General features: G+C 58.0%; 23 protein-coding genes, 1 tRNA gene and 1 pseudogene. 18 read left to right on the top strand and 7 right to left on the bottom strand.

The window, feature by feature from the left end:
• The first annotated feature begins 151 nt into the window (after window positions 1-151).
• Window positions 152-391: a hypothetical protein gene (locus F3I15_RS03690; protein WP_150016583.1), complete on the top strand. Its 240-nt coding sequence runs from the start codon at window positions 152-154 to the stop codon at window positions 389-391.
• 37 nt (window positions 392-428) lie between these two features.
• Here F3I15_RS03690 and F3I15_RS03685 read toward each other — a convergent pair whose 3' ends face one another.
• Window positions 429-1,328 carry a DMT family transporter gene (locus tag F3I15_RS03685; protein ID WP_150016582.1) on the bottom strand — a complete coding sequence of 300 codons (900 nt, stop codon included), beginning with the start codon at window positions 1,326-1,328 and terminating at the stop codon, window positions 429-431.
• Between the two features lie 182 nt (window positions 1,329-1,510).
• On the opposite strand from F3I15_RS03685, the gene F3I15_RS03680 reads away from it, so the two are divergent.
• A complete protein-coding gene (locus F3I15_RS03680; protein WP_150016581.1) occupies window positions 1,511-2,383 on the top strand; it encodes a helix-turn-helix domain-containing protein in 873 nt (290 codons plus the stop codon).
• An 11-nt stretch (window positions 2,384-2,394) separates the two neighbouring features.
• Here the strand turns inward: F3I15_RS03680 and F3I15_RS03675 are convergent, their stop codons facing one another.
• The gene (locus F3I15_RS03675; RefSeq protein ID WP_150016580.1) at window positions 2,395-3,396 is read right to left on the bottom strand and encodes a LacI family DNA-binding transcriptional regulator; all 1,002 of its coding nucleotides are present in this window, start codon (window positions 3,394-3,396) and stop codon (window positions 2,395-2,397) included.
• Between the two features lie 82 nt (window positions 3,397-3,478).
• Window positions 3,479-4,021 carry a D-lyxose/D-mannose family sugar isomerase gene (locus F3I15_RS03670; protein ID WP_150016579.1) on the bottom strand — a complete coding sequence of 181 codons (543 nt, stop codon included), beginning with the start codon at window positions 4,019-4,021 and terminating at the stop codon, window positions 3,479-3,481.
• Between the two features lie 212 nt (window positions 4,022-4,233).
• Between F3I15_RS03670 and F3I15_RS03665 the strand changes: the two genes are divergently transcribed.
• The 5 genes and pseudogenes from F3I15_RS03665 (at window position 4,234) to F3I15_RS03645 (ending at window position 10,523) form a co-directional block, all read left to right on the top strand.
• A complete protein-coding gene (locus tag F3I15_RS03665; RefSeq protein ID WP_113655452.1) occupies window positions 4,234-5,268 on the top strand; it encodes an NAD(P)-dependent alcohol dehydrogenase in 1,035 nt (344 codons plus the stop codon).
• 3 nt (window positions 5,269-5,271) lie between these two features.
• Window positions 5,272-6,789 (top strand): xylulokinase, encoded by a 1,518-nt coding sequence (gene xylB / locus F3I15_RS03660; RefSeq protein WP_150016578.1) that lies wholly within the window; start codon window positions 5,272-5,274, stop codon window positions 6,787-6,789.
• Between the two features lie 17 nt (window positions 6,790-6,806).
• A complete protein-coding gene (locus tag F3I15_RS03655; RefSeq protein WP_150016641.1) occupies window positions 6,807-8,279 on the top strand; it encodes a sugar ABC transporter ATP-binding protein in 1,473 nt (490 codons plus the stop codon).
• Between the two features lie 33 nt (window positions 8,280-8,312).
• The gene (locus F3I15_RS03650; protein ID WP_370513326.1) at window positions 8,313-9,332 is read left to right on the top strand and encodes an ABC transporter permease; all 1,020 of its coding nucleotides are present in this window, start codon (window positions 8,313-8,315) and stop codon (window positions 9,330-9,332) included.
• Between the two features lie 34 nt (window positions 9,333-9,366).
• Window positions 9,367-10,523: pseudogene (locus F3I15_RS03645) on the top strand (substrate-binding domain-containing protein).
• A 52-nt stretch (window positions 10,524-10,575) separates the two neighbouring features.
• Here the strand turns inward: F3I15_RS03645 and F3I15_RS03635 are convergent.
• Entirely contained in the window at window positions 10,576-10,821 is a 246-nt protein-coding gene (locus tag F3I15_RS03635) for a DUF2543 family protein (RefSeq protein WP_039385596.1), read from the bottom strand.
• A 275-nt stretch (window positions 10,822-11,096) separates the two neighbouring features.
• Between F3I15_RS03635 and F3I15_RS03630 the strand changes: the two genes are divergently transcribed.
• Complete coding sequence (locus F3I15_RS03630; protein ID WP_370513325.1) at window positions 11,097-12,962, top strand: 3'-5' exonuclease; 1,866 nt, start codon at window positions 11,097-11,099, stop codon at window positions 12,960-12,962.
• On the opposite strand, the gene F3I15_RS03625 is transcribed toward F3I15_RS03630, so the two are convergent.
• Window positions 12,922-12,996: transfer RNA gene (locus tag F3I15_RS03625), tRNA-Arg, on the bottom strand. The two genes, F3I15_RS03630 and F3I15_RS03625, sit on opposite strands and share 41 nt — an antisense overlap.
• Window positions 12,997-13,092: 96 nt before the next feature.
• Window positions 13,093-14,031 (bottom strand): formate/nitrite transporter family protein, encoded by a 939-nt coding sequence (locus F3I15_RS03620; RefSeq protein ID WP_150016575.1) that lies wholly within the window; start codon window positions 14,029-14,031, stop codon window positions 13,093-13,095.
• Between the two features lie 243 nt (window positions 14,032-14,274).
• Here F3I15_RS03620 and ccmA point away from each other — a divergent pair, with 243 nt between their 5' ends.
• Genes ccmA through mlaA form a run of 10 tightly spaced genes read left to right on the top strand, consistent with a single transcriptional unit; the run spans window position 14,275 to window position 22,023 of the window.
• Window positions 14,275-14,883, top strand: coding sequence for a cytochrome c biogenesis heme-transporting ATPase CcmA (ccmA, locus tag F3I15_RS03615; RefSeq protein WP_150016574.1), 609 nt, complete (start codon window positions 14,275-14,277; stop codon window positions 14,881-14,883).
• Window positions 14,883-15,542: a heme exporter protein CcmB gene (gene ccmB, locus F3I15_RS03610; RefSeq protein WP_150016573.1), complete on the top strand. Its 660-nt coding sequence runs from the start codon at window positions 14,883-14,885 to the stop codon at window positions 15,540-15,542. The genes ccmA and ccmB overlap by 1 nt, the downstream gene beginning before the upstream one ends.
• Before the next feature lie 53 nt (window positions 15,543-15,595).
• Window positions 15,596-16,336 carry a heme ABC transporter permease gene (locus F3I15_RS03605; protein ID WP_150016572.1) on the top strand — a complete coding sequence of 247 codons (741 nt, stop codon included), beginning with the start codon at window positions 15,596-15,598 and terminating at the stop codon, window positions 16,334-16,336.
• On the top strand, window positions 16,333-16,563 hold the full coding sequence (gene ccmD, locus F3I15_RS03600; RefSeq protein ID WP_150016571.1) for a heme exporter protein CcmD: 231 nt from the start codon (window positions 16,333-16,335) through the stop codon (window positions 16,561-16,563). Before F3I15_RS03605 ends, ccmD begins: the two co-directional genes overlap by 4 nt.
• On the top strand, window positions 16,560-17,045 hold the full coding sequence (gene ccmE, locus F3I15_RS03595; RefSeq protein WP_150016570.1) for a cytochrome c maturation protein CcmE: 486 nt from the start codon (window positions 16,560-16,562) through the stop codon (window positions 17,043-17,045). The genes ccmD and ccmE overlap by 4 nt, the downstream gene beginning before the upstream one ends.
• The gene (locus tag F3I15_RS03590) at window positions 17,042-19,000 is read left to right on the top strand and encodes a heme lyase CcmF/NrfE family subunit (RefSeq protein WP_150016569.1); all 1,959 of its coding nucleotides are present in this window, start codon (window positions 17,042-17,044) and stop codon (window positions 18,998-19,000) included. The genes ccmE and F3I15_RS03590 overlap by 4 nt, the downstream gene beginning before the upstream one ends.
• Window positions 18,997-19,554, top strand: coding sequence for a DsbE family thiol:disulfide interchange protein (locus tag F3I15_RS03585; protein ID WP_039379161.1), 558 nt, complete (start codon window positions 18,997-18,999; stop codon window positions 19,552-19,554). Before F3I15_RS03590 ends, F3I15_RS03585 begins: the two co-directional genes overlap by 4 nt.
• A complete protein-coding gene (locus tag F3I15_RS03580; RefSeq protein ID WP_150016568.1) occupies window positions 19,551-20,009 on the top strand; it encodes a cytochrome c-type biogenesis protein in 459 nt (152 codons plus the stop codon). The genes F3I15_RS03585 and F3I15_RS03580 overlap by 4 nt, the downstream gene beginning before the upstream one ends.
• Window positions 20,009-21,220: a c-type cytochrome biogenesis protein CcmI gene (gene ccmI / locus F3I15_RS03575; RefSeq protein ID WP_150016567.1), complete on the top strand. Its 1,212-nt coding sequence runs from the start codon at window positions 20,009-20,011 to the stop codon at window positions 21,218-21,220. Before F3I15_RS03580 ends, ccmI begins: the two co-directional genes overlap by 1 nt.
• Window positions 21,221-21,255: 35 nt before the next feature.
• Window positions 21,256-22,023: a phospholipid-binding lipoprotein MlaA gene (mlaA, locus tag F3I15_RS03570; RefSeq protein ID WP_039379156.1), complete on the top strand. Its 768-nt coding sequence runs from the start codon at window positions 21,256-21,258 to the stop codon at window positions 22,021-22,023.
• A 51-nt stretch (window positions 22,024-22,074) separates the two neighbouring features.
• Here mlaA and fadL read toward each other — a convergent pair whose 3' ends face one another.
• Window positions 22,075-23,325, bottom strand: coding sequence for a long-chain fatty acid transporter FadL (fadL, locus tag F3I15_RS03565; protein WP_150016566.1), 1,251 nt, complete (start codon window positions 23,323-23,325; stop codon window positions 22,075-22,077).
• Window positions 23,326-23,396: the final 71 nt, after the last annotated feature.

Raw genomic sequence — 23,396 nt, 5'->3', positions numbered from 1 at the left:
CGTTTTTCCGGTATGAATGGCAGCAGCGTGACAATTCACGTCCCGGTATGTCCTGCGATGAGCATATGTAACCAGGTATGTTAAGCGAGGCGATTTTGCTGCAGGGTCCGGGATGTTTGCCAGGCTTATATTTCAACCAACGGGAGGAAATATGAAAGACCGAGCATATGAATCCGTATCCAGTGGAGATGAAGTCTGCTGTCTTATCGGTCAGGCGGTGATCGAATTGAGCGATGAACATCAGCCTGTCAACAAAGCCACGCTGTCGTTAAAGCTTCTGGCTATGGCCGATCGTGACAGCGATGATGAGCGGGTAATGCTTTACTGGATCGCCAGAAAAGCCCTTAATCAGCCGCAGCAGCTTCACTCCGGCGCAGGTGGCTGGCGTTAGAGGATGAGCAGAGCGGGCTGCACGCCCGCTTCTGCTGTCAGGCCAGCCGCAGTGCGCGGCGCATCGGCCAGCGCATAAACATCACCAGGTTGCCCAGCAAAATCAGCGTCAGTCCCGCCACGGCATTAGCGTGCCACTGATAGCCCTCATAAATTGTCGAGAGCGTCAGCGCAACCAGCGGAAAAAGCAGCGTACTGTATGCCGCCTGACTGGCACCGATGCGACCTACCAGCGTGAAGTAAGCGCCAAATCCAATCACAGAACCAAACAGCGCCAGATAACTCATCGCGCTAAGCCACTGCAGATTGCGCGGCAGCTGCAGCGCATCGCCGTTAAGCCATGCCATTACCGCCATGATCAGCGCGCCGTAGAGCATAGCGTAGCTGTTGGTGGTGAGAATATCGCGCTGGTGGCGCTGATGCCGGGCTGAAATCATATTACCCAGCGAAAAGCCAAAGGTGCCCAGCGCACTCAGACCCGCCCCCCATAACAGCTGTGGCGAGGGGTGCGCCGCGCGAATATCGCTCCAGAAGAGCGCGACGATACCGCTCATACCGAGCAGCGCGGCAGGCACCAGGCGCAGCGGCGGACGCTGACCAAAAAAGAGCCAGCCGTTGAGCGCATTAAAGATCACCGCCATGGAAAAAATCACCGACTCCAGACCGGTGCTGATCCAGGCCGCCGCATGATAAAAGCAGACAAAGTTGAAGCCAAAAACACAGCCTCCCTGCAGCAGACAAAACAGATGATCGCGCCTGTCCAGCTGCCGCAGACGGCGGCACAGCGTCAGCAGCGCCAGCATCAGCAACGATGCGAAGAGAAAGCGCCAGAAAACAGCCACATAGACCGGCGTGGCGGCCGCGTCCTGCTGCAAAAAGATCGCCAGCCAGGTGGTGCCCCAGATCAGCACTACGCTCAGATACAGCACTACATTCATCGTTAATACTCCGGCAGAGACGGAACGACAGTATCCGCGCGTGCACGGGCGGGCGCTTGCACCCGATTGCGCAGCACTTGCAAAAACTTGCGCTTTTTTCGTTCTCACACCGGCTGCCGCGCTGTTTTTCGTCGTCCGGCCGGGTAAACTGCTGGTTAACCGCTGCCGATGTGATGTGCGCAATGTCCGATTACCAGACCTTTACTATGCTAAAAAACCGCAAGGCTCAGCTGCGTGATAGCGTACCGCTTTCAGGCGGGATCCGGCTGGCAGCCTGGTTTAATAGCGGCGACCGCGTAACCAACCACAGCGATCACCATACCCTGAGCCTCTATATCGAAGAGGGGTATGATACCTGGCATAAAACCGCGCACGGTTGGCGCAACGGCGGCGCCCCGGATCGGTTCTGCCTGATGCCGTCTGGTATGGAGTCCACCTGGGATCTGCGGGCCGATCTCACATTCGTGCATCTCTACTGCACCGATGCCCATTTACGCCAGCTTGGCGAACAGATCTGGGATCGCACGCCAGCCAGTCTGAATCTGCAGGAAAAGATTTTTGCTGATGACGATCGCATTACGCAGCTCTATCGCCATTTTTTGCTCAGCGTCAGCTGGCAGCAGCCCGCTAATCAGCTGATGCTGAGCAGCGCATCGACGCTGCTGCTGACGCATCTGCTGCATCGCTACAGTGATGTGCAGTGGCAGCTGCCCGCCGTGCGGGGCGGCCTGGCACCCGCCGTGCTGCGCCGAATCATTGCCCTGATTGATGCGCAGCTCGATCAGCCGCTGACGCTGGCGCGGCTGGCTGCAGAAGCTGCGCTCAGCGAATATCATTTTGCGCGTATGTTTCGCAGCAGCACCGGCAGCGCGCCGCACCAGTATGTGATGCAGCGCCGTATGGCGGTGGCGAAAGAGCTGCTGATGCACAGCACGCTGCCGCTGACGGAGATTGCACTGCGCTGCGGTTTTCACTCCGCCAGCCATTTCAGTAACCGGTTCCGCCAGCTGCACGGCGTGGCGCCCTCCGCGTGGCGGCAGGACTTTAGCCGGTAAAAAGCGCGTCGTCAGGGAAGTACTTCACCCCGCACGATAACTTTGCCCGGCTTGCTGTCGCTTTCGCTGATGCGTCTGAGCGCCAGATTCAGCGCCTGCCAGGCGATGCTCTGCAGATCGTGCGCGATGCAGGGAAAGTGAAAGCCATAAATATCCGCCTGCGTAACCTCATCAATGCTGAACAGCTTTACCTGCTGCTGCAGATTGAGTTTGTGTTCGATACAGGCTTTGATAATGCCGAGTGAGATCTGATTGTTACACCCCACGAAGTAGTCAGGGGCGGGATGCTGTTTCAGCCAGCGCCGGGTCTCCTGCCAGGCCGCATCCATAAAAAAGTCGGCGTAGAGCACCTCCAGCGAGGCGGCTTTTCCCTGCAGCGCGGCCTGCAGGCCGAGCACGCGCTCACGCGCAACATTCGACTTTTCCGGGCCGGAGACCACGACAATACGCTGCGCCCCCTGTTCCGCCAGCCAGCGACCGGTCTGCAGGCCACAGTCGAGGTTATCGATATAGACGCCGCTGCAGTGGGAAACCTGCAGCTCGCGATCGACCAGCACCACCGGTATATTCAGCGTCTCCAGCCGTCTCATATAGGCCGGGTGATAGTGGAGATCGTTGGAGATCACCGACAGGATAATGGCATCAACGTTATACCCAATCAGCTTATCGATAATACGGTTCTCATTCTCCTGCGACTCACAGGAGTCAAAAACCAGCGTATCGTAGCCCAGCTTGTTCGCCTCCAGCGTCATCAGACGCGTCAGGCCGCCAAAGAAGGGGTTTGCCATATCGGGGTTAACGATCCCGATGGTTTTACTGCTTTTCGCCCGCAGGCTGCGCGCAGCCGTATTCATCACATAGCCTAACTGCTCTGCGGTAGCGTGAATGCGCTGCAGCGTCTCCGGATGCACTTTCTCCGGCTGTGAAAAGGCGCGCGAGGCGGTAATTTTGCTTACGTTTGCCTGGGCAGCAACGCTTGCCAGCGTTGCCTTACGTCCCCGTCCTGCTGCCAAGTCTGGCTCCTTAATCAACCCTGTCATTTTGTATCATGAGTCAATCATGGCAGATCGTACCGCGTTAAGCGATCTCGCTGCGTCAGGCGAGTCGCCTGACGCGCGGGTCGGTGAAAATATCCAGATCGTCGCGACTTTCTGACGAAAATTCAGAGATAACGGCGCCGTGTTCGCCCGCCTGAAACCAGTGCCGGGTATCGGGTTTAATGGTGTACTGTTCGCCCGGACGCAGCAGAATATAGCGGCTGCAGGTATAGGCGGTTTCACTGCCGGCAGGCACCTGGCAGCGCGGAGTGCCCGTCGCATCGTTTGGCGTGAGCTGTTCATCATCGACAAACAGATAGACCTCGCCCCAGCGGCAGCGAAAGGTTTCCTGCTTGCCTGGCGTGCCGTTAAACGGCGGATGCCGATGTTCAGGACAGGTCTGGCGGGGAAACAGCACCAGTTCTTTAGCGCAATAGCGCGGTTCGTTGATATAGGTTAACAGCTGCAAACCTGATGCGGGGTAATCGTCCAGGCCGAAAGCAGCAATCTCAATCTTCTTCTGCTCGGCAGGAGTGAGAACAATATTCGCCCGCTCTAAAAAGGTCAGGGTGCGCTGAATCGCCTGCGGATAGTCGGTCATACGGTTTCTCCTGTAATGATATCGATACCATTAAAACGTGTTCCGCTTGTGATCTTCTGTGATCCCGATCCGTAATTCGCTGCGACAGGGCTAAATTGCGCTGCTGCAGATCGATATTATCCAGCTTCCATCACAGTTTTGCCGTTTTTTTTAGGTCAGTATCGCCGCATTGAAATGATATCGATACCATTAAAATGAATCCGGGGGCGGTAATGAAAGCGTTAGTTCTGACTCAGGCAGGCCACATTGCGATTGAAGATCGGGAATTTGATGAAGTACTGGGTGATAACGATGTCAAAATTAAAATTCACTCGGTAGGGATTTGCGGCAGCGATGTTCACTACTACAAACATGGCCGGATTGGTCCGTTTGTGGTGGAGGCACCGATGGTGCTGGGTCATGAAGCCGCTGGCATTGTGCTGGAGACCGGCAAAAACGTGACGCACCTGAAGGCAGGCGATCGCGTCTGTATGGAGCCAGGGATCCCGGATATGCACTCCGATCAGTCGCGCGCCGGTCTCTACAATCTCGATCCCGCCGTGCGCTTCTGGGCAACGCCGCCGGTGCATGGCTGTCTGCGTGAAACGGTCATTCATCCTGCGGCTTTCACATTTAAGCTGCCGGAAAATGTCAGCTTCCGCGAAGGTGCCATGGTTGAGCCACTGGCGGTGGCGATGCAGGCCGCGACCAAAGCCGGGATTAAACCTGGCGATATCGGCCTGGTGCTGGGAGCCGGTCCGATCGGTGTGGTCACGGCGCTGGCGGCGCTGGCAGGCGGCTGTTCTGATGTCATTATCTGCGACATGTTTGATGAAAAGCTTGCCGTGGCGGCAGCGTATGAAGGGCTGCACGCCGTTAACATCAAAACCGGCGATCTGGCCGGTAAAGTCTCTGAGCTGACCAGCGGTAACGGCGCGGATGTGGTGTTTGAGTGCAGCGGAGCCAAACCTGCTATTGCCACGCTGGCGGAACACGCGGCGCCGGGTGCGACCGTCATTCTGGTGGGCATGCCGGTGGACGCCGCGCCGATGGACATTGTTGCGGCACAGGCCAAAGAGCTGACCTTCAAAACCATTTTTCGCTACGCCAATATGTATCCCCGCACGCTGCGCCTGTTAAGCAGCGGCAAGCTGCGGGTAGAGCCGCTGATCAGCCACACCTATAAATTCGCCGACAGCGTTGAAGCGTTTGACCGCGCAGCCGCGGGCCATGCGGCGGATATCAAAATCATGCTGGAAATGGAGTGACGCATGGCGCTCTATGCAGGCATAGATTGCGGCACGCAGGGAACGCGCGTGGTTATCGTGGAGAGCGAGCGGGGGACGATCGTCGGTGAGGGCAGCGCGCCGCACCGGCTGCAGAGCGGGGCGGATGGCGCCCGTGAACAGCATGCCAGCGACTGGATCGACGCGCTGGTCACGGCATTCCATCAGGCAGCCTCAGACGCCGCTATTGATACACAGCAGATTACTGCGCTCAGCGTCTCCGGCCAGCAGCACGGCTTTGTGGCGCTGGATGAAGCCGGAGCGGTGCTGCATCCGGTAAAGCTGTGGTGCGATACCGCCACCGATGCGCAGAACAGCTGGCTGCTGCAGCAGCTGGGAGGGGTTAGCGGTGCGCTGGCACAGCCCGGGATTGTTCCAGCTACCGGCTACACCGCCTCAAAAATTCTCTGGCTGAAGCAGCAGCATCCGGCGCTGTGGGCGCGTTTACATACCGTATTGTTGCCGCACGATTATCTTAACTTCTGGCTGACCGGTGAACGGGTTATGGAGTATGGCGACGCCTCCGGCACCGGCCTGCTGGATATCCGCAGCCGCAGCTGGGATCGGCATACGGTGGAGCTTATCGATCCTGACGGCCGGCTGTGGCAGGCGCTGCCGCCGCTGGCTGCCGCGCAAACGTGTATCGGCACCCTGCAGCCGGAAGCGGCGCAGCGGCTGGGACTACGCCGCACGGTGCGGGTCGCGACAGGCGGCGGCGATAATATGATGGCCGCCATCGGGGCCGGCAATATTGCGCCAGGCACGGTGACGCTCAGCCTGGGAACATCCGGCACGCTGTTCGCCTGCAGCGAGGCGCCGGTGACTGACGAAAACGGCCTGATTGCCAGCTTCTGCTCCAGCACCAATCGCTGGCTGCCGCTGATCTGCACCATGAATGTCACCTCGGCGACCACGCTGATCCAGACGCTGCTGGCAGAGGATCTTACCGGCTTTAATCAGCTGCTGAACCAGGCAGAGCCGGGGGCTGAGGGCGTTGAGATGCTGCCGTTTTTTAATGGCGAGCGCACGCCGGCGCTGCCCCACGCGCAGGCGAGTCTGCACAACCTGAACGCCGTGAATTTTACACGCGCTAACCTCTGTCGCGCCGCCGTGGAGAGCGCCACATACGGATTACGCTACGGACTTGAGCTGTTCCGGCAGCAGGGCATCAGCGCGCAGGAGATCCGCCTTACCGGCGGCGGCGCGCGCAGCGCCGGCTGGCGGCAAATTGTGGCCGACGTCATGAACTGCCCGGTGGTCGCTTTGCGTATTCCGGAAACCGCCGCGCTGGGTGCGGCAATTCAGGCGATGTGGGCCAGCATGCTGCTGGATAATCCGGCACAGCCGCCGGATGCGTTACTGCAGTCGCTGTGCCAGCGCTTTGTCACGCCGGATGAAAGCACCCGCGCCGTGCCCGATGCCGCACGCCATCAGACCTACGAAACGTATTATCAGCGCTATCTGAAGCGTCTCAGCACGACTTATCCGGAGGTGGCATTGTGACCAGAAATCATCAGGAGATGCTGCTGGAAGTCACGGGGATCCGCAAAGCGTTTGGTCCGGTTGTGGCGCTGAAAAACGCCGAATTTGCGCTGCGCCCCGGCTCCATTCACGCGCTGTGCGGTGGCAACGGTGCCGGAAAGTCCACCTTTCTCAGCATTTTGATGGGTTTTATCCAGCCTGACGCCGGAGAGATATTTATTCGCGGCAGGCGCTGCAGCTTTGCCCATCCGCGGGACGCGCTGGCCGCTGGTATCGCGATTGTTCAGCAGGAGCTGAGCGCAATTCCGGACCTGACGGTGGCCGAAAATATCTGGCTGGGACGCGAACCGCGCCGTTTTGGTTTTGTTGACTTTGCCACGCTCAATCAGCGTACCCGCACGCTGCTGGCAGAGCTCGATTTTGACATCTCCGCTACCGAAAAGATGCGTAACCTCAGCGTGGCCGGACAGCAGCTGGTGGAGATCGCCAAAGCGCTCTCACACGCGAATGCTGACATCATCATCATGGATGAGCCGACTTCAGCGATTGGCGAGGAGGATGCGCAAAAAATCTTTCAGACCCTTACCCGGCTGGCGCAAAAGGGTAAAGGCATTATTTATGTTTCCCATCGCCTCTCTGAGATTTTCCAGATTGCCGACAGCTATACCATCTTTCGCGATGGCGCCTGGGTGCAGGAGGGCATGCTGGCCGATATCACGCGCGAACAGCTGATTGAGCAGATTATTGGCGGAGAATATGAGAGTGAATTTGCCAAGTTTAATCAGCCGGGCGATGAGGTGATGATGGAGGTAAAAAACCTGCGCTGGCGTAACAAAATCAACGATATCAGCCTGCACCTGAAGCGGGGCGAAATCCTCGGTATTTACGGGCTGGTTGGCTCCGGGCGCAGCGAGTTTCTCGATTTACTGTTTGGCATTGAACACGCAGACAGCGGAACCATTCGCCTCGGCGAGGTGGTGCTGGGCCGCCACTCACCGAAAGAGTCGATCCGGCACGGCATCGCTTATGTCACAGAAGATCGCAAAGCAACCGGGCTGGTGCTCTGCCGTTCGATTCGCGAAAACATCAACATCGCCTCATTTGGCGCTATCTCCCGCGCCGGTTTTATCAGTGAGAAGCAGGAGCAGCAGCGCAGCCTGGAGATGATCAAACGCTTTAACGTCAGAACGCCGGATGCCGAACAGCTGGTGGGCAATCTCAGCGGCGGTAATCAGCAGAAAGTCGTGCTGGGACGCTGGGCGTTACTGGACCCGGAAGTACTGCTGCTGGATGAGCCTACCCGCGGTATTGATGTCGGCGCGAAAAAAGAGATTTACCGCTTTATGTCCGAGTTTGCGTTGAAAAACAAGGGGATAGTAATGGTCTCCTCAGAGCTGTCGGAGATCATCGGCATGAGCGATCGCATTCTGGTGTTCCGCGATGGGCAGCTGGCGGGGGAATTAAGTGCGGCTCAGGCAACGCAGAGTGAACTGATGAAGCTGGCGGTTTAACAGAGAGATTACGTTATGAACACCACACATTCCATGCCTTCCGGCATCTCATTTTTTACGCGCAACAAAAGGCGTATGCACAAATACGGCATCATCATCGCGTTCTTTGTGCTTTGCCTGATTGTGGCTGCCGTCGGCGAGCTGCAGGTCGCTAATGGCGCCTGGAGCAGCAACTATTTTCTCAGTAATGAAAATATGCTGATTGTGCTGCGCCAGGTCTCTATCAACGGCATTTTAGCGATCGGGATGACCTTTGTGATCATCACCGCCGGCGTCGATCTCTCGGTGGGATCGGTGCTGGCGCTGAGCGGCATTGTCGCTGCACGTTTTGCCACGAACAACAGCGGTATGACAATCGGGGATACGGCACATGCGGTGATGGTCCCGATGATTATCGCGCTGGGAATTGGCATTGTCTGCGGCCTGATCAACGGCACCGTGCTGGCGCGTTACCGGCTGCAGCCGTTTATCGTCACTATGGGCATGCTCTCTGCTGCGCGCGGACTCACGATGCTGACCACCGGCGGCAACCCGGTTTCACAGCTTAACAGCGATTTTCGCTGGCTCGGCAACGGCTACATAGCCGGCATACCCGTACCGGTCATTATCTTTGTCGTGCTGTTTGGTCTTGCGTGGCTGCTGCTCAATAAAACCTTACTCGGGCGCTACGTCTATGCCGTTGGCGGCAACCCGAAAAGTGCCCGTACGTCAGGGATCAGCGTCGTCGGGATAAAAGTCATGGTCTACACCCTGTGCGCCGCACTGGCCGGGATCGCCGGGCTCATCCTCACCGCACGTACCGGATCGGCACAGACCAACGCGGGCGCAGGCTATGAACTCGATGCGATTGCTGCGGTAGTGATTGGCGGCACCAGTATGGCTGGCGGTGTCGGTACGCTTGTCGGCACCTTTTTTGGCGTGCTGATCATCGGCGTAATGAATAACGGCCTGGATTTACTGGGGGTGCAGTCTTACTACCAGCAGATCATCAAAGGCGCTCTGATTGTAGTGGCTGTACTGCTCGACCCGTCGCGTAAACAACAGCGCGATTAACCTCTGAATAGATAAACCCTGCCAGGAGAGAACAATGAAAATAAGATCTATCGCTCTGTTAACCTCAGCCCTGACGCTGGGCGCGATTAGCATAGCGCAGGCTGCACCCGTAAAAATCGCTGTGCTGATGTATGGCAATAAGGCGGAGTTCGTACAGCTGATGGAGCGCTACGGTAAAGCGCATCCGGCAGTAAAAAGCGGCGAAGCCGTGCTCACCTTTTACGATGGTCGTTATGACGCGTCGGTGCAGAATGACCAGGCGGCGACCGCAATCCAGACGCGTGCCGACGCGATTATCGTGAACCCGATGGATTATGAAGCCAACATCGATATTGTGACCAATGCTAACGAGGCTAAAATTCCGGTGGTGGTCACCAACGCCCGCCTGAATACGGAAGAGATGACGTCCGAAGTGGTCTCTAATGATGAGCTGGGCGGCTATCTGGAAGCCAAAGCGGTACTGGATAAGCTGCAGTGCAAAACCAAAAAGGTCAATGTCGTCATTATTGAAGGGCCGAAGGGCGGCAGCGGTGAGATCCAGCGCGGCAAAGGCAACGATAAAGCGATAGCGGAGTGTGGTCCGGGGCAGGTTACCGTGCTGGAGAGAAAAACGGCCAACTGGTCGCGCGCTGAAGCACAGCCGCTGATGGAGAACTGGCTGCAGAAGCATCGCGGCAAAATCAACGGAGTGATTGGGCAAAACGATGAGATGGCGCTGGGAGCCATTGAAGCGATTAAGGGCGCCGGGCTGAACGTGAACGACTTCGCCATTGCGGGTGTGGACGGGGTGTCTGACGCGATTCATGCCGTTCAGGCGGGTGAAATGGTCTCTATTCTGCAGGATGCGAAAGGCCAGATGCAGGGCGCTATTGATGTCGCGCTGCATGCGGTAAAAGGCGCAGGCTATCAGCCGCAGTCTGATATCTGGCAGCAGTATGCCAAAGATCTCGCCTGGGATNTCAGGCGGGTGAAATGGTCTCTATTCTGCAGGATGCGAAAGGCCAGATGCAGGGCGCTATTGATGTCGCGCTGCATGCGGTAAAAGGCGCAGGCTATCAGCCGCAGTCTGATATCTGGCAGCAGTATGCCAAAGATCTCGCCTGGGATGGCGGCACGAAAAAACACTACTACATTCCGTGGACCACGGTCACTGCGGATAACGCCCAGCAGCTGCTGGACGCGCGTAAGTAATTATCGCGACGGCGGGCAGGCTGTCTGCCAGCAGGCAGCCTGCTAAAGCCGTTTACTCGTTGCCCCACTCATTCAGAAAGTTCGCCACATCATCAATGCGCGCGTCAGCAATTCCCGCCTCGCGCGCCATCTCATGCTGCGCTTCTTCACTGATCTCCTGATGGTTATTCAGGCGGGTGATCAGCAGCTGGAAGTAGTGCGCCAGCGGGTCGCGCTCGGCTTCGCTCACCGGTTTTTCACACTCTTCAGCGTAGGCGTCAGCGATATCGTAATACTTCAGATCAATCTCATGTTTCATAGTGCGCTCCGGAAACGGGAGGGGTTCAGATGCCAGCGGCATCATTAAGCGTAAATCATACCACTCCTGCCAGCTTTTTCCCGCCTGCCGGAAAAGGCAGAGACATCGCGCTATTATTGTCACAATAAACCTGGTACCGGGCCGGTATTATCAGCATGCCGGCAACATAATAAACAGGCACAGAGCTAAGTGGCATAACATCGTATTCTAAAGTTTTAATAGCGATGTTATCGTGGTGTTGCGTTGATGTACTTTATATACGTGGATACTGTTTTATGGCGAAATTAATGACCTCCCTGACACTCTGTTCAGGGCGAATGACGCACGGGGAGCGACGCGTCGCCCAGCGGCTTGAATCGCATCTCGGCGATGATTGTCTTATCTGGTATGACATTCCGGTCGGGCGCCAGTACCGGCATCCCGATTTTGTTATTATCGATCCTGCCAACGGACTTATTTTCCTTGAGGTCAAAGACTGGAAGCTAAGTACATTTCAGCATGCGGACCCGCAGACGGTAACGATGAGACATGCCCAGGGCGAAACGCAGGCACAAAATCCGCTGCTGCAGGTCAGGGAGTATGCCTGTGCAACCGTTGACCTGTTATCTCAGGATCCGAAACTACAGCAGAAAACAGGCCTGTATAAAGGAAAGCTGAATATCGCCTGGGCTTATGGTGTGGTATTTACCAATATTACCCGCCAGCAGCTGACATCACTCTCAGCTGACGGCGTGGTTGAATCTCTATTTCCACAGGCGCTGACGATTTGTCAGGATGAAATGACCGAGTCTGTCTCTGTTTCTGCGTTTCGCGCTAAAGTTTCCGGACTCTTTACCACCCGTTTCAGGCCTGCAATAACGCCGGCTGTGCGGGATATTCTGCGGCGGCATCTTTTTCCGGAGATCGCTATTACGGTAAAAAATAAGCGCAGTAATATTTACCGGGTAATGGATCTGCAGCAGGAGGTGCTGGCACGTAATCTCGGCGAAGGGCATCGTGTTATCCATGGCGTGGCCGGCTCCGGCAAGACGCTGATTTTACTCTACCGCTGTTTATACCTTTCCGAGACCACCACGCGTCCTGTACTGGTGCTCTGTTTTAATATCATTCTGGCTAACTATATCCGTGAATGTATCGCGGCCAGAGGGCTATCGCATAAAGTACACGTCTATCATTTTCACGACTGGTGCGCGACGGCAGCCCGGACCTTTAAGCTGAAGATGAGCGGGGAAGGGCGCTATTATGATAACTGCTTTGCGGCGCTGGAAAATGCGGTTAATAGCGGCACAGTCGGAGATGCGGGGTACGATGCGGTGCTGGTGGATGAAGGGCATGACTTCGACCGACGCTGGCTTTCACTGATAGCCCGGCTGTTTGATAACAGCCGCCGCTCGCTGCTGCTGATGTACGATGACGCCCAGTCCCTGTACCGGCGTGAGAAAGCGCTGAACTTTTCGCTGGCGAGCGTGGGCATTCAGGCGCAGGGGCGCACCTCTATTCTTCGGGTGAATTATCGCAATCCGCGCCGCATTCTTAACTTTGCCTACGCTTTTTCACGCGACTACTTTGACCGGCACCATAATCAGGAGCTTCCGCTGGTGCTGCCGGAAGCCTGCGGCGAAGAGAACAGCGACATTCCCGATATCGAGCAGTGTCAGTCTGCAACAGATGAAGCCCGGCGCGTTGTGGCGTGGCTGCGAGAGAAGTATGCGGCGGCAGGCCGCTGGGGCGACATGGCGGTGCTTTGTCCTACGCACTTTTCAGCAGACAAACTCATCGACCTGCTGCAGCAGCAGGCGATCCCCGCCGCCGTCAGCTTCACCACGGAAGATAAAAAACGCTATTCGCATCGGGAAGATGTGATTCATCTGCTGACCTTTCAGAGCAGCAAAGGGCTTGAGTTCCCTTACGTTGCCGTGATCAATGCATCATTTGTGCATAAAGGGGCTGAAGATGAGTCTGAAGCTATCCCGGCACTGTATGTGGCATTTACGCGCGCAACCCAGGCGTTACTGGTCACCTGCTACAAAGAAAATAGCATCAGTCAGCAGCTGTCGAAATTTGCCGGTATGGATCTGCAGGATGAGGGAGAGATGTCTGTGGCGTCCCCTGCAGGAATCGAACCTGCAACTAGCCCTTAGGAGGGGCTCGTTATATCCATTTAACTAAGGAGACATCCGGAAACGCAGTATACCCGTATGTCTTCCGGATGTTAACCGGGCGCGGCGTGATTGCTCATTCTGTCAGCAGCGCCGCGCCCGGAAGAGCGGATTACTCCGTCTGCTCTCCGTCAGCTTTTTTCGCTTCTGCTTTCTCGCGGCGTTTTTGATCCGCCCGCGCCTTCGCTTTAGCCTCTTCGCTCATGTCGTTGCGGATCTGCGCATGGCTGATCAGGGCAAAAATCAGCGTGCCGCCGGTGATGTTACCGAGCAGCGTGGGCAGCGCAAACGGCCAGAAAAACGCCTGCCACGGCACCGTCCCCGCAAAGACCAGATAGAGTACTTCGACCGAGCCGACCACGATATGCGCCAGATCCCCCAGCGCCACCAGCCACGTCATCATAATGATGATCAGCAGTTTGGCATTCTCCGCATGCGGGATCATCCAGACCATTGTGGCGATGATCCAGCCGGAGATCACGGCATTAGCAAACATCTCGCCCGGCGTATTTTCCATCACCTTTTCACTGATGGCCGTAAACGCCTGGCGCGTCGCCTCATCAAAAATAGGCATGTAGTTAAAAGCCAGCGCCGCCAGTCCGGTCCCAATCAGGTTGCCCAGCAGCACCAGCCCCCACAGGCGCAGCAGCAGCATAAAATTACTGCCGGTGGGCTTGTGCATGACCGGCAGGACCGCCGTTACGGTGTTCTCGGTAAACAGCTGCTGCCGCGCGAGGATCACAATCACAAAGCCAAAGGTGTAGCCGAGGTTCTCCAGCAGAAAAGCGCCGGGGACCCCTTCAAGATGAACCTGAAAAATCCCTTTCGCCATCAGCGACGCGCCCATTGAGAGACCTGCGGCGATGGCTGACCACAGCAGCGCCATACCGTCACGCTCTAACTCTTTCTCCCCGTCCTGCCGTATCTCTTCATGAATCGCCGCTGCCCGCGAGGGCAGGGCCTCTTCATCAACTTCAATCTCCGTGCCTTGCTCTTTTTCTTCGCTGTCTACGTCATTGTCGTGTTCAGCATTTGATGGCGATGGCTTCATGTTTGCTCCTGGTGATAGTGCCAATGCGTAATAAGCGTAGACGGTTTTAGCAAGCCTGAAATGTTACGAAGAATTTCTTTAAGCGTAACAAAATTTTAACCGCGCGGCTTTTTTATACAGTTTTCGGTTCTGAAGGCATGAAACAGCGGTGCGCAGCGAAATGAGAGCACGGTCACACTCTTCGGCGCACTGCAACAGTGTGCTATTATCGCCGCCTCATTTTTTGCGGTGATGCGCCCCTCTATGTTCGAAGTCATTAATCTCTCATGCGTTCGCGATGAGCGAATGCTGTTCCATGGGCTGAGCTTCCATGTCCGGCCGGGTGACCTCGTGCAGATAGAAGGGCCGAACGGCGCCGGTAAAACCTCACTGCTGCGTCTGCTGGCCGGGCTTAGTCGGGCAGAAGAGGGCGAAGTGCGCTGGCAGGGCGAAACGCTGCAGCGTCAGCGTGAAATATGGCAACAAAACCTGCTCTATCTTGGCCATCAGCCTGGCGTAAAAGCGGTACTCTCTCCGCTGGAAAATCTGCGTTTCTGGCATGGCGACAGCAGCCAGGCGGCGCTGTATGCGGCGCTGGAGCAGGTCAGCCTGACCGGCTACGAAGAGGTGCCGGTGGCGCAGCTCTCAGCAGGCCAGCAGCGGCGCGTTGCGCTGGCACGCCTCTGGCTCAGCTCAGCCCGACTGTGGATCCTGGATGAACCGCTGACCGCTATCGATAAAGCCGGTGTGGAAGCACTCATGGCGCGTTTTAACCAGCACGCCAGCCAGGGCGGGGCGGTGATCCTCACCACGCATCAGGAACTGCCCGCCGCCGCGCTGCGTAAAATACGCCTGAGCGGGGAGTGGCAATAATGCTGCTGCGTATTCTTCGGCGTGAACTGAAAATTGCGTTTCGCAGCGGGGCTGAAGTGATCAACCCGCTGTGGTTCTTTCTGATTGTCATTACGCTGTTTCCGCTCGGCATCGGTCCGGAGCCGCAGCAGCTGGCGCGCATTGCGCCCGGCGTGGTCTGGGTCGCTGCTCTGCTGGCTTCGCTGCTGGCGCTGGAACGCCTGTTCCGTGACGATTTCCTTGATGGATCGCTGGAGCAGCTGCTGCTGTTGCCGGCGCCGCTGCCGGTCACGGTACTGGGTAAAGTGATTGCTCACTGGCTGGTCACCGGCCTGCCGCTGATCCTGCTGTCACCGCTGGCGGCGCTGCTGCTGTCGCTGGATATGGCAGGCTGGCGCGCGCTGGCGCTGACGCTGCTGCTGGGTACGCCGACGCTGAGCTTTCTTGGTGCTATCGGCACCGGCCTGACAACGGGATTGCGGCGTGGCGGCGTGCTGCTCAGCCTGCTGGTGCTGCCGCTGACCATTCCGGTTCTGATTTTTGCCAGTGCGGCTATCGACGCCGCCGGGCACGGGCTGCCAGTTGGCGGCTATCTGGCAGTTCTGGGCGCGATGCTGGCGGTAAGTGCGACGCTGTCGCCGTTTGCCACCGCAGCGGCGCTGCGGATCAGCCTGCAGTAGCGCGCTTCCTCAGAGAAGCCGTTCCCTCTTTATTATTAGTGTGAGCAATGCAAATGTGGAAATGGATACATCAGTGGGCAAGGCCGGAACGCCTTTACCAGCTATGCGGGCGACTCATTCCCGGCATGGCGATTGCCGCAGCCGGCGCGCTGCTGCTTGGCTGGGGATGGGGATTTGGCTTCGCCCCGGCTGATTACCAGCAGGGCAATAGCTTCCGGATTATGTACCTGCACGTGCCCGCTGCCATGTGGTCAATGGGGATCTATGCCGCCATGGCGATTGCCGCTTTTACCGGTCTGGTGTGGCAGCTGAAGATGGCTGACCTGGCCGCCGCCGCGATGGCGCCGGTGGGGGCCGCCTTTACCTTTATTGCGCTGATTACCGGCTCTGCATGGGGCAAACCGATGTGGGGAACCTGGTGGATCTGGGATGCGCGCCTCACCTCAGAGCTGGTGCTGCTGTTCCTTTATATGGGCGCGATGGCACTCTGGCTCGCCTTTGACGATCGCCGCACGGCGGGCCGCGCCGCCGGTATCCTGATCCTCGTCGGCGTGGTGAACCTGCCGATTATTCATTTTTCTGTCCAGTGGTGGAACACGCTGCATCAGGGTTCATCCGGTCTGCTGCAGCAGGCGATCGATCCCTCTATGCGCACGCCGCTGCGCTGGTCGATTCTCGGCTATCTGCTGCTGTTTATTACGCTGACGCTGATGCGGCTGCGTAACCTGATTTTACTGACCGAACGGCATCGTCCGTGGGCTATCGCGCTGGCACAGCAGGGAGAAAAAGCATGAGTCCGGCCTTCTCCTCATGGAGTGAATTCTTTGCTATGGGCGGCTACGCCTTTTTTGTCTGGCTGTCGGTTGCCTGCACCCTGATCCCGCTACTGGGCCTGGTGCTGCATACGTTGCTGCAGCGGCGTCGTCTGCTGGCGGAGATCCGTCAGCGTCAGGCGCGGGAGCTGCGTGTGCGTGCGGCACAGACTAAACAGCGCGCGCGCGCTGCCGGGGAGGCAGGATGAATCTCCGTCGTCGCAACCGCCTTTTGGTGGTGCTGGCTATTCTTACCGGCCTTGGCCTGGCGACCGCGCTGGTGATGTATGCCCTGCGCTCAAACATCGATCTGTTCTATACGCCGGGCGAGATTATCAACGGCAAAGGCGACGCGCAGCTGAAGCCGGAGGCGGGACAGCGTCTGCGCGTGGGCGGCATGGTGATGCCAGGCAGCGTAAAGCGCGATCCGCAGTCGCTGGCGGTAACCTTCAGCCTGTATGACGCCAGAGGCGTGGTCAGCGTCAGCTATAACGGCATCCTGCCCGATCTCTTCCGCGAAGGGCAGGGGGTAGTGGCACAGGGCGTACTGCAGGCGGGCAATGTCATCAGCGCCCGGGAAGTGCTGGCAAAGCACGACGAAAAATATACGCCGCCGGAAATTCAGGACGCCATGAATACCAATCATACCCGCGCCGCAGTGCGCTATCAGCCGGCGGGTAATCAGCCATGATGCCGGAAATCGGAACCTTTCTGCTCTGCCTGGCGCTGGGCCTGGCGCTGCTGCTGAGTATTTACCCGCTGTGGGGCGCCGCGCGTCAGGATGCGCGGCTGATGACGCTCGCGCGACCGCTGACCTGGGGCATGTTTTTAGCCATTGCCGCTGCCTTTATGGTGCTGGTACACGCATTTGTGGTGAACGATTTCACCGTTGCGTACGTCGCGACAAATTCAAATACGCTGCTGCCGGTCTATTACCGCATCGCCGCGACCTGGGGTGCGCACGAAGGGTCGCTGCTGCTGTGGGTGCTGCTGCTCAGCAGCTGGTCGCTGGCGGTGGCGATTTTCAGCCGCGAGATGCCGCGTGATGCGCTGGCGCGCGTGCTGGCGGTAATGGGGATGATCAACGCCGGTTTTCTGCTGTTTATCCTGCTGACCTCCAACCCGTTTGCCCGCACGCTGCCTGATTTCCCCATCGACGGCGGCGATCTTAACCCGATGCTGCAGGATATCGGCCTGATCTTCCATCCGCCGCTGCTCTATATGGGCTATGTCGGTTTCTCGGTCGCCTTCGCCTTTGCCATCGCCTCGCTGATGACCGGACGGCTGGATACCGCCTGGGCGCGCTGGTCGCGTCCCTGGACCACCGCCGCATGGGTGTTTCTGACCATCGGTATCGTGCTGGGCTCGGCGTGGGCCTATTATGAACTGGGCTGGGGCGGCTGGTGGTTCTGGGACCCGGTGGAAAACGCCTCGTTTATGCCGTGGCTGGCCGGAACCGCGCTGATGCACTCGCTGGCGGTAACGGAAAAGCGCGGCAGCTTCAAAGCCTGGACCGTGCTGCTGGCAATCGCGACGTTTTCGCTCAGCCTGCTCGGCACTTTTCTGGTGCGCTCCGGCGTGCTGGTCTCGGTGCACGCCTTTGCTTCCGATCCGGCGCGCGGGATGTTTATTCTCGCTTTTCTGATCATCGTGATTGGCAGCTCGCTGCTGCTCTATGCGCTGCGCGGCGGGCAGGTACGCAGCCGCGTGCAGAGTGAAATCTGGTCGCGGGAATCGTTTCTGCTGGGCAATAACGTGCTGCTGATTGCGGCAATGCTGGTGGTCCTGCTGGGTACGCTGCTGCCGCTGGTGCACAAGCAGCTGGGGCTGGGCAGTATCTCCGTGGGAGAACCCTTCTTTAATACGCTGTTCAGCTGGCTGATGGCGCCGTTTGCGCTGCTGCTCGGTATTGGTCCGCTGGTGCGCTGGCGGCGCGATGAGCCGCAAAAGCTATGGAAGCGGCTGAGCGCCGGGCTGGTGGTCACGCTGCTGCTCTCTGTTCTGCTGCCGTGGCTGCTGGAAGATCGCATTGAAGCGATGACGGTAACCGGGCTGCTGATGGCGATCTGGGTCACGCTGCTGACGCTGATGGAGCTGCATGAGCGCGCGACCCACCGGCATAGCCTGCTGAAAGGGCTGCGGCACCTGTCGCGCAGCCACTGGGGCATGGTGCTGGGGCATCTGGGCGTAGCGGTAACGGTAGTAGGCATCGCGTTCAGCACCCAGTACAGCGTTGAGCGCGATGTGCGCATGAAAGCGGGCGACAGCATCGATATTCATCGCTATCACTTTGTGTTCCGCGACGTGCATAACCTGCAGGGGCCTAACTACAGCGGCGGCGTGGCGATCATCGATGTCACCCGCGATGGCAAACCGGAGGCGGTACTGCGGGCGGAAAAACGGTTTTATACCGCTGCCCGCACCATGATGACCGAAGCGGCGATCAGCGGCGGATTTACCCGCGATCTCTATGCCGCGCTTGGTGAGGAGCTGGATAACGGCGCCTGGGCCGTGCGCCTCTACTACAAACCCTTTGTCCGCTGGATCTGGTTTGGCGGCCTGTTTATGGCGGCAGGCGGCCTGCTCTGCCTGCTGGATCCGCGTTATCGCGCGCGGAAAAAAATTGCGCGTGAGGAGCGGGCATGAGTAAAAAAATTCTCTTTATTCCCCTGGCGCTGTTTCTGCTGCTGGCGGCAGCGCTGCTGTGGCAGCTGTCACGTAATGCGCAGGGTGACGATCCCTCCCGGCTTGAGTCAGCCCTGACGGGCAAACCGGTGCCGCAGTTCAGACTGGAAGCGCTGGATCAGCCAGGCAAAATCTACAGCCAGCAGATCCTTACCGATGGTCAGCCGCTGCTGCTCAACGTCTGGGCAACCTGGTGTCCGACCTGCCGCGCTGAGCATCACTATCTGAACCGGCTGGCGGAGCAGGGCGTGCGCGTGGTTGGCCTCAACTATAAAGATGACCGTACGAAAGCGATAAACTGGCTTAATACGCTGGGCAACCCTTACGCGCTGAGCCTCTACGACGGCAGCGGCATGCTGGGGCTGGACCTCGGTGTCTACGGTGCGCCGGAAACCTTTCTTATCGATGGCCACGGCATTATTCGTTATCGCCACGCCGGCGATATGAACGAGCGCGTCTGGAATGAAGAAGTTAAACCGCTGTGGGAAAAATATAGCCGGGAGGCGGGGGCATGAGCAGGCTGCTTATGGCGCTGACGGCGCTGCTGCTTACGCTCAGCGTCCGGGCCGCCACCACGGATACCCTGCAGTTTACCTCGCTGCAGCAGGAGGATCAGTACCGGGCGATCACCGCCTCTCTGCGCTGCCCGAAATGCCAGAACAACAGCATTGCAGATTCAAACGCCATGATTGCCGCTGATATGCGCCTGAAAGTCTATGAGCTGATGCAGCAGGGCAAGAGCCGGCAGCAGATAGTGGATTACATGGTGGCGCGCTACGGTCACTTTGTTACTTACGATCCGCCGCTGACGCCCGCGACGCTGATTTTATGGGCCGGTCCGGCGCTGTTTATGCTGCTGGGCGGCGGGGTGATCCTGCTGCGTAACCGCCGCGCGCGTGAAACGACTGAACTGAATGACGATGAACAACAGCGCCTGGCGGCGATTCTGGAACGTAACGGGAAGCCGTAATGATTGTATTTTGCACGACTCTGATCGTCTTACTGGCGGCTGCGGTAGCGCTGTTTCTGGCTGCGGGGTGGCGTCAGCGTGAACACCATGCTGGTGAACGCGACCGCCTCAACACCGCTTTTTATCAGCAGCGCCTGCGCGAGCTGCAGCGCGATGAAACGGAAGGCGTGGTGGCAGACCGCGCACAGATGGAGCGCGATCTGCAGCAGATGCTGCTGACTGACGTCACTGACGGGCAGCACGTCCCGGCGCGGCAGAGCAGCCGCTGGGTACTGCTGCCGGGCGTGATCCTGCTGCTGCTGGTAACAACCGGGGTCTATCTGCAAACCGGCGGCTACGCCCAGCTGGCCGGCTGGATCGCTATTCAGCGTGATTATCCGGCGCTGCGCGCCCGCGTAATGGATCCGGATGCGCAGCCGCTGACGATGGAGGAGCTGGCGCGCCTGCAGCTGGGACTGCGCACGGCGCTGCAGCAGACACCCGGCAGCGCCGATGAGTGGGCGATGCTGGGGCGGCTTGGTATGGTGCTGAACAATGCTACCGCTGCCGGACAGGCGTTTGAGCGCGCGCTGCAGCGTGCGCCTGACAGCCTGGAGCTGCAGCAGGATTACGCCGAAGTCCTGACGCGTTCCGGCGATCCGCAGGATAACCGGCAGGCGAGCGTGCTGCTGCATGCGCTGCTGGAACGGGATCGCGCTAATCTGCGCACGCTTAGCCTGCTGGCGTTCAACGCATCTGAGCAGCAGAACTATACTGAAGCGCTTGACGCGTGGCGCGCCATGCTGGCGTTGCTGCCTGCCGGCGATCCGCGCATAACGCTGATTCAGCGCAGCATTGAACAGGCGAAAACCGCCGCCGGGCAGCAGGCGGTTGCGCTAAGCCTGACGGTAAAGCTGTCGCCGCCGGCAGAAAAAATGTTGCCGCCGGACGGAGTGTTGTATATTTCTGTATCTGACGGTGTTTCACCGGTGCCCGTGGCCGTTAAGCGCCTGCCGCTTAGCCACTTTCCGCTATCGCTTACGCTGGATGACAGCAACGCTATGATGCCCGATCGCCTGCTTTCGGCGCAGCATCAGGTTCAGGTCAGAGTGCGTATTGCCCGCGACGGCAGCGCAAATCCTCAGGCCGGGGACTGGTTCGGGCTCAGTGCTATTACCTCGTGGGAGGGTCACCAGCCGCTGACTGTTGAGATCAATCAGCAGCAGCCCTGAAGCGCTACATTTATCATCCGCACAGGGAGAAGAACATGAATAACCGCCTGACCAGTCTGGCACTGGCCAGTTTACTTCTGGTGGGATGCGCCAGCTCAAAACCGGCGGATGACGCCGCCCCGGCGCAGCGCAGCGATCCGCTGGAAGGTTTTAACCGTACGATGTTCAATTTTAATTACAACGTACTTGATCCTTATGTGGTGCGCCCGGTGGCGGTAGCCTGGCGCGACTATGTACCGGTACCGGCGCGTACCGGCATGAGTAATTTTCTCGGCAACCTGAATGAACCTGCCAGCATGGTGAACTCTATTCTGGTGGGCGAACCGCGTCAGGCCGGGATCCACTTCACGCGTTTCTTCCTGAATACCGTACTGGGTCTGGGCGGCTTTATCGACGTTGCAGGCAAAGCGAACCCGGCGCTGGCACGCGAGGTGCCGCATCGCTTTGGCAGTACGCTGGGACGTTATGGCGTCGGCTATGGCCCGTATGTGGTGCTGCCCGGCTACGGCAGTTTCACCGTGCGGCAGGATGGCGGTGACTATGTGGATACGCTCTATCCGGTGCTCAGCTGGCTGACCTGGCCGATGTCGATCGGTAAATGGGCGCTCGAGGGAGTAGAGACGCGTGCTCAGCTGCTGGATTCTGACGGGCTGCTGAAACAGCAGCAGGATCCTTACTCCTTTATCCGCAATGCCTATTTCCAGCGTAACGATTTTCTGGCCAATGGCGGCAAGCTGAAGCCGGAGGAGAATCCAAACGCCAGCGCGATACAAAACGATCTGCAGGATATCGACGCGCCGTAAAAAAAAGGGCAGCCCACCGGGTTGCCCTTATTACTTGTGCGGCAGGTGCCATCAGAACTTATAGTTAAAGCTTGCGCCGTAAAGCCAGGCTTTGCCTTCTGAGTTGAAGGTGTAAGGGGCTTCATTAACGGTAACGTGCTGACCATGCATATAAGATACGCCGACATCCACTGACGCTTCAGGCGTAAGGGCGTAAGACGCACCGGCGCTCAGCCACAAACGATCCTGATCCGGAATGGAGATAGAGCGTTTATCGGCCGGAACCGGGCTGTCATCGAAGGCGATACCGGTACGGAAGGTCCAGCGATCGTCATAGAAGTAGGTGGTACCCAGCGCAATGCGATAGGCATCTTTAAAGCTCTCATCTTTCTGGAACAGTGTCTGGCCGCGGCTACCGGTGGCTTTCAGCTCCTGGAACTGGCTCCAGCTGGTATAGGCAAGGCTGTAGTGCACTGCCCACTGCGGCGCAACTTTATGCCAGCCGGAGACTTCCCACATTTCCGGCAGGTTCAGGGTCAGGTAGCCAGGCACCGTTGAGCCGCCGGTACCGCCAAACGCCGCCGGGATATCGTTTTTATAATTGCCGTCAAAGTCGACTTTTACCTCAGAGCGGTAGGTAAAGCCGAAACGGTTATTTTTATCCACTTCATACAGCACGCCGGCGTTCCAGCCATAGCCCCATTCATTGCCTTTAAGATGTGCGACCTGCAGATCGGACGGGAAGCCCACTGCCGGGCCAGCTTCACCGGCATAACGCTCAATTTTGGCACGGGCATAAACCGCATCAAAGCCAACGCCAACGCTCAGGTGCTCGTTCAGACGATAGGCGGTGCTGAGATTAAGATTAGCGGTCATCAGATCGGTTTTACCGCCATAGCCTCCTGCGGCATAACCATTATTAAACTCAGTGGCCAGGCCATAGTTTGAGGTTGCTGATGCGCCAACCCACCACCGATCGGTGAGTGGCTGAACGTAGTGAATATTTGGCACCCACTGATTAGGCGCAATGTTATTCGCGTCCAGGCTGTTGCCGGTGAGCGGACTGCGTCCGCTGATATCCACTTCAGGATCGATATAGACTGCGCCGATGGAGAACATCGGGCTATCCATCAGTGCCATGGTGGCGGGGTTGCGACTGGCCGATGCTGCTGTGTCACCCATCGCGCCTTCACCTGAATAAGCGCGACCTAATCCAATTGCTGAGAATTCGTTAAGTTGAAAGCCTGCGGCGTAAACCTGGGAGGAGACGAGCGCCACTGCAGCTGCCACAGCTGACTTTGCAAACAGGTTCTTATGGTTCATGACCACAACCTCATCAAAATTATTATTAAACGTTGTCACGTCGCGTAACAAAGGACGGCGGATTGTAGGGA

This window comes from Pantoea sp. M_9 (assembly GCF_008631385.1).
Classification (GTDB): Bacteria; Pseudomonadota; Gammaproteobacteria; order Enterobacterales; family Enterobacteriaceae; genus Pantoea; species Pantoea eucrina.
Note: the sequence above shows the minus strand (reverse complement) of the source record. Positions and strands in the feature narration are given on the sequence as shown.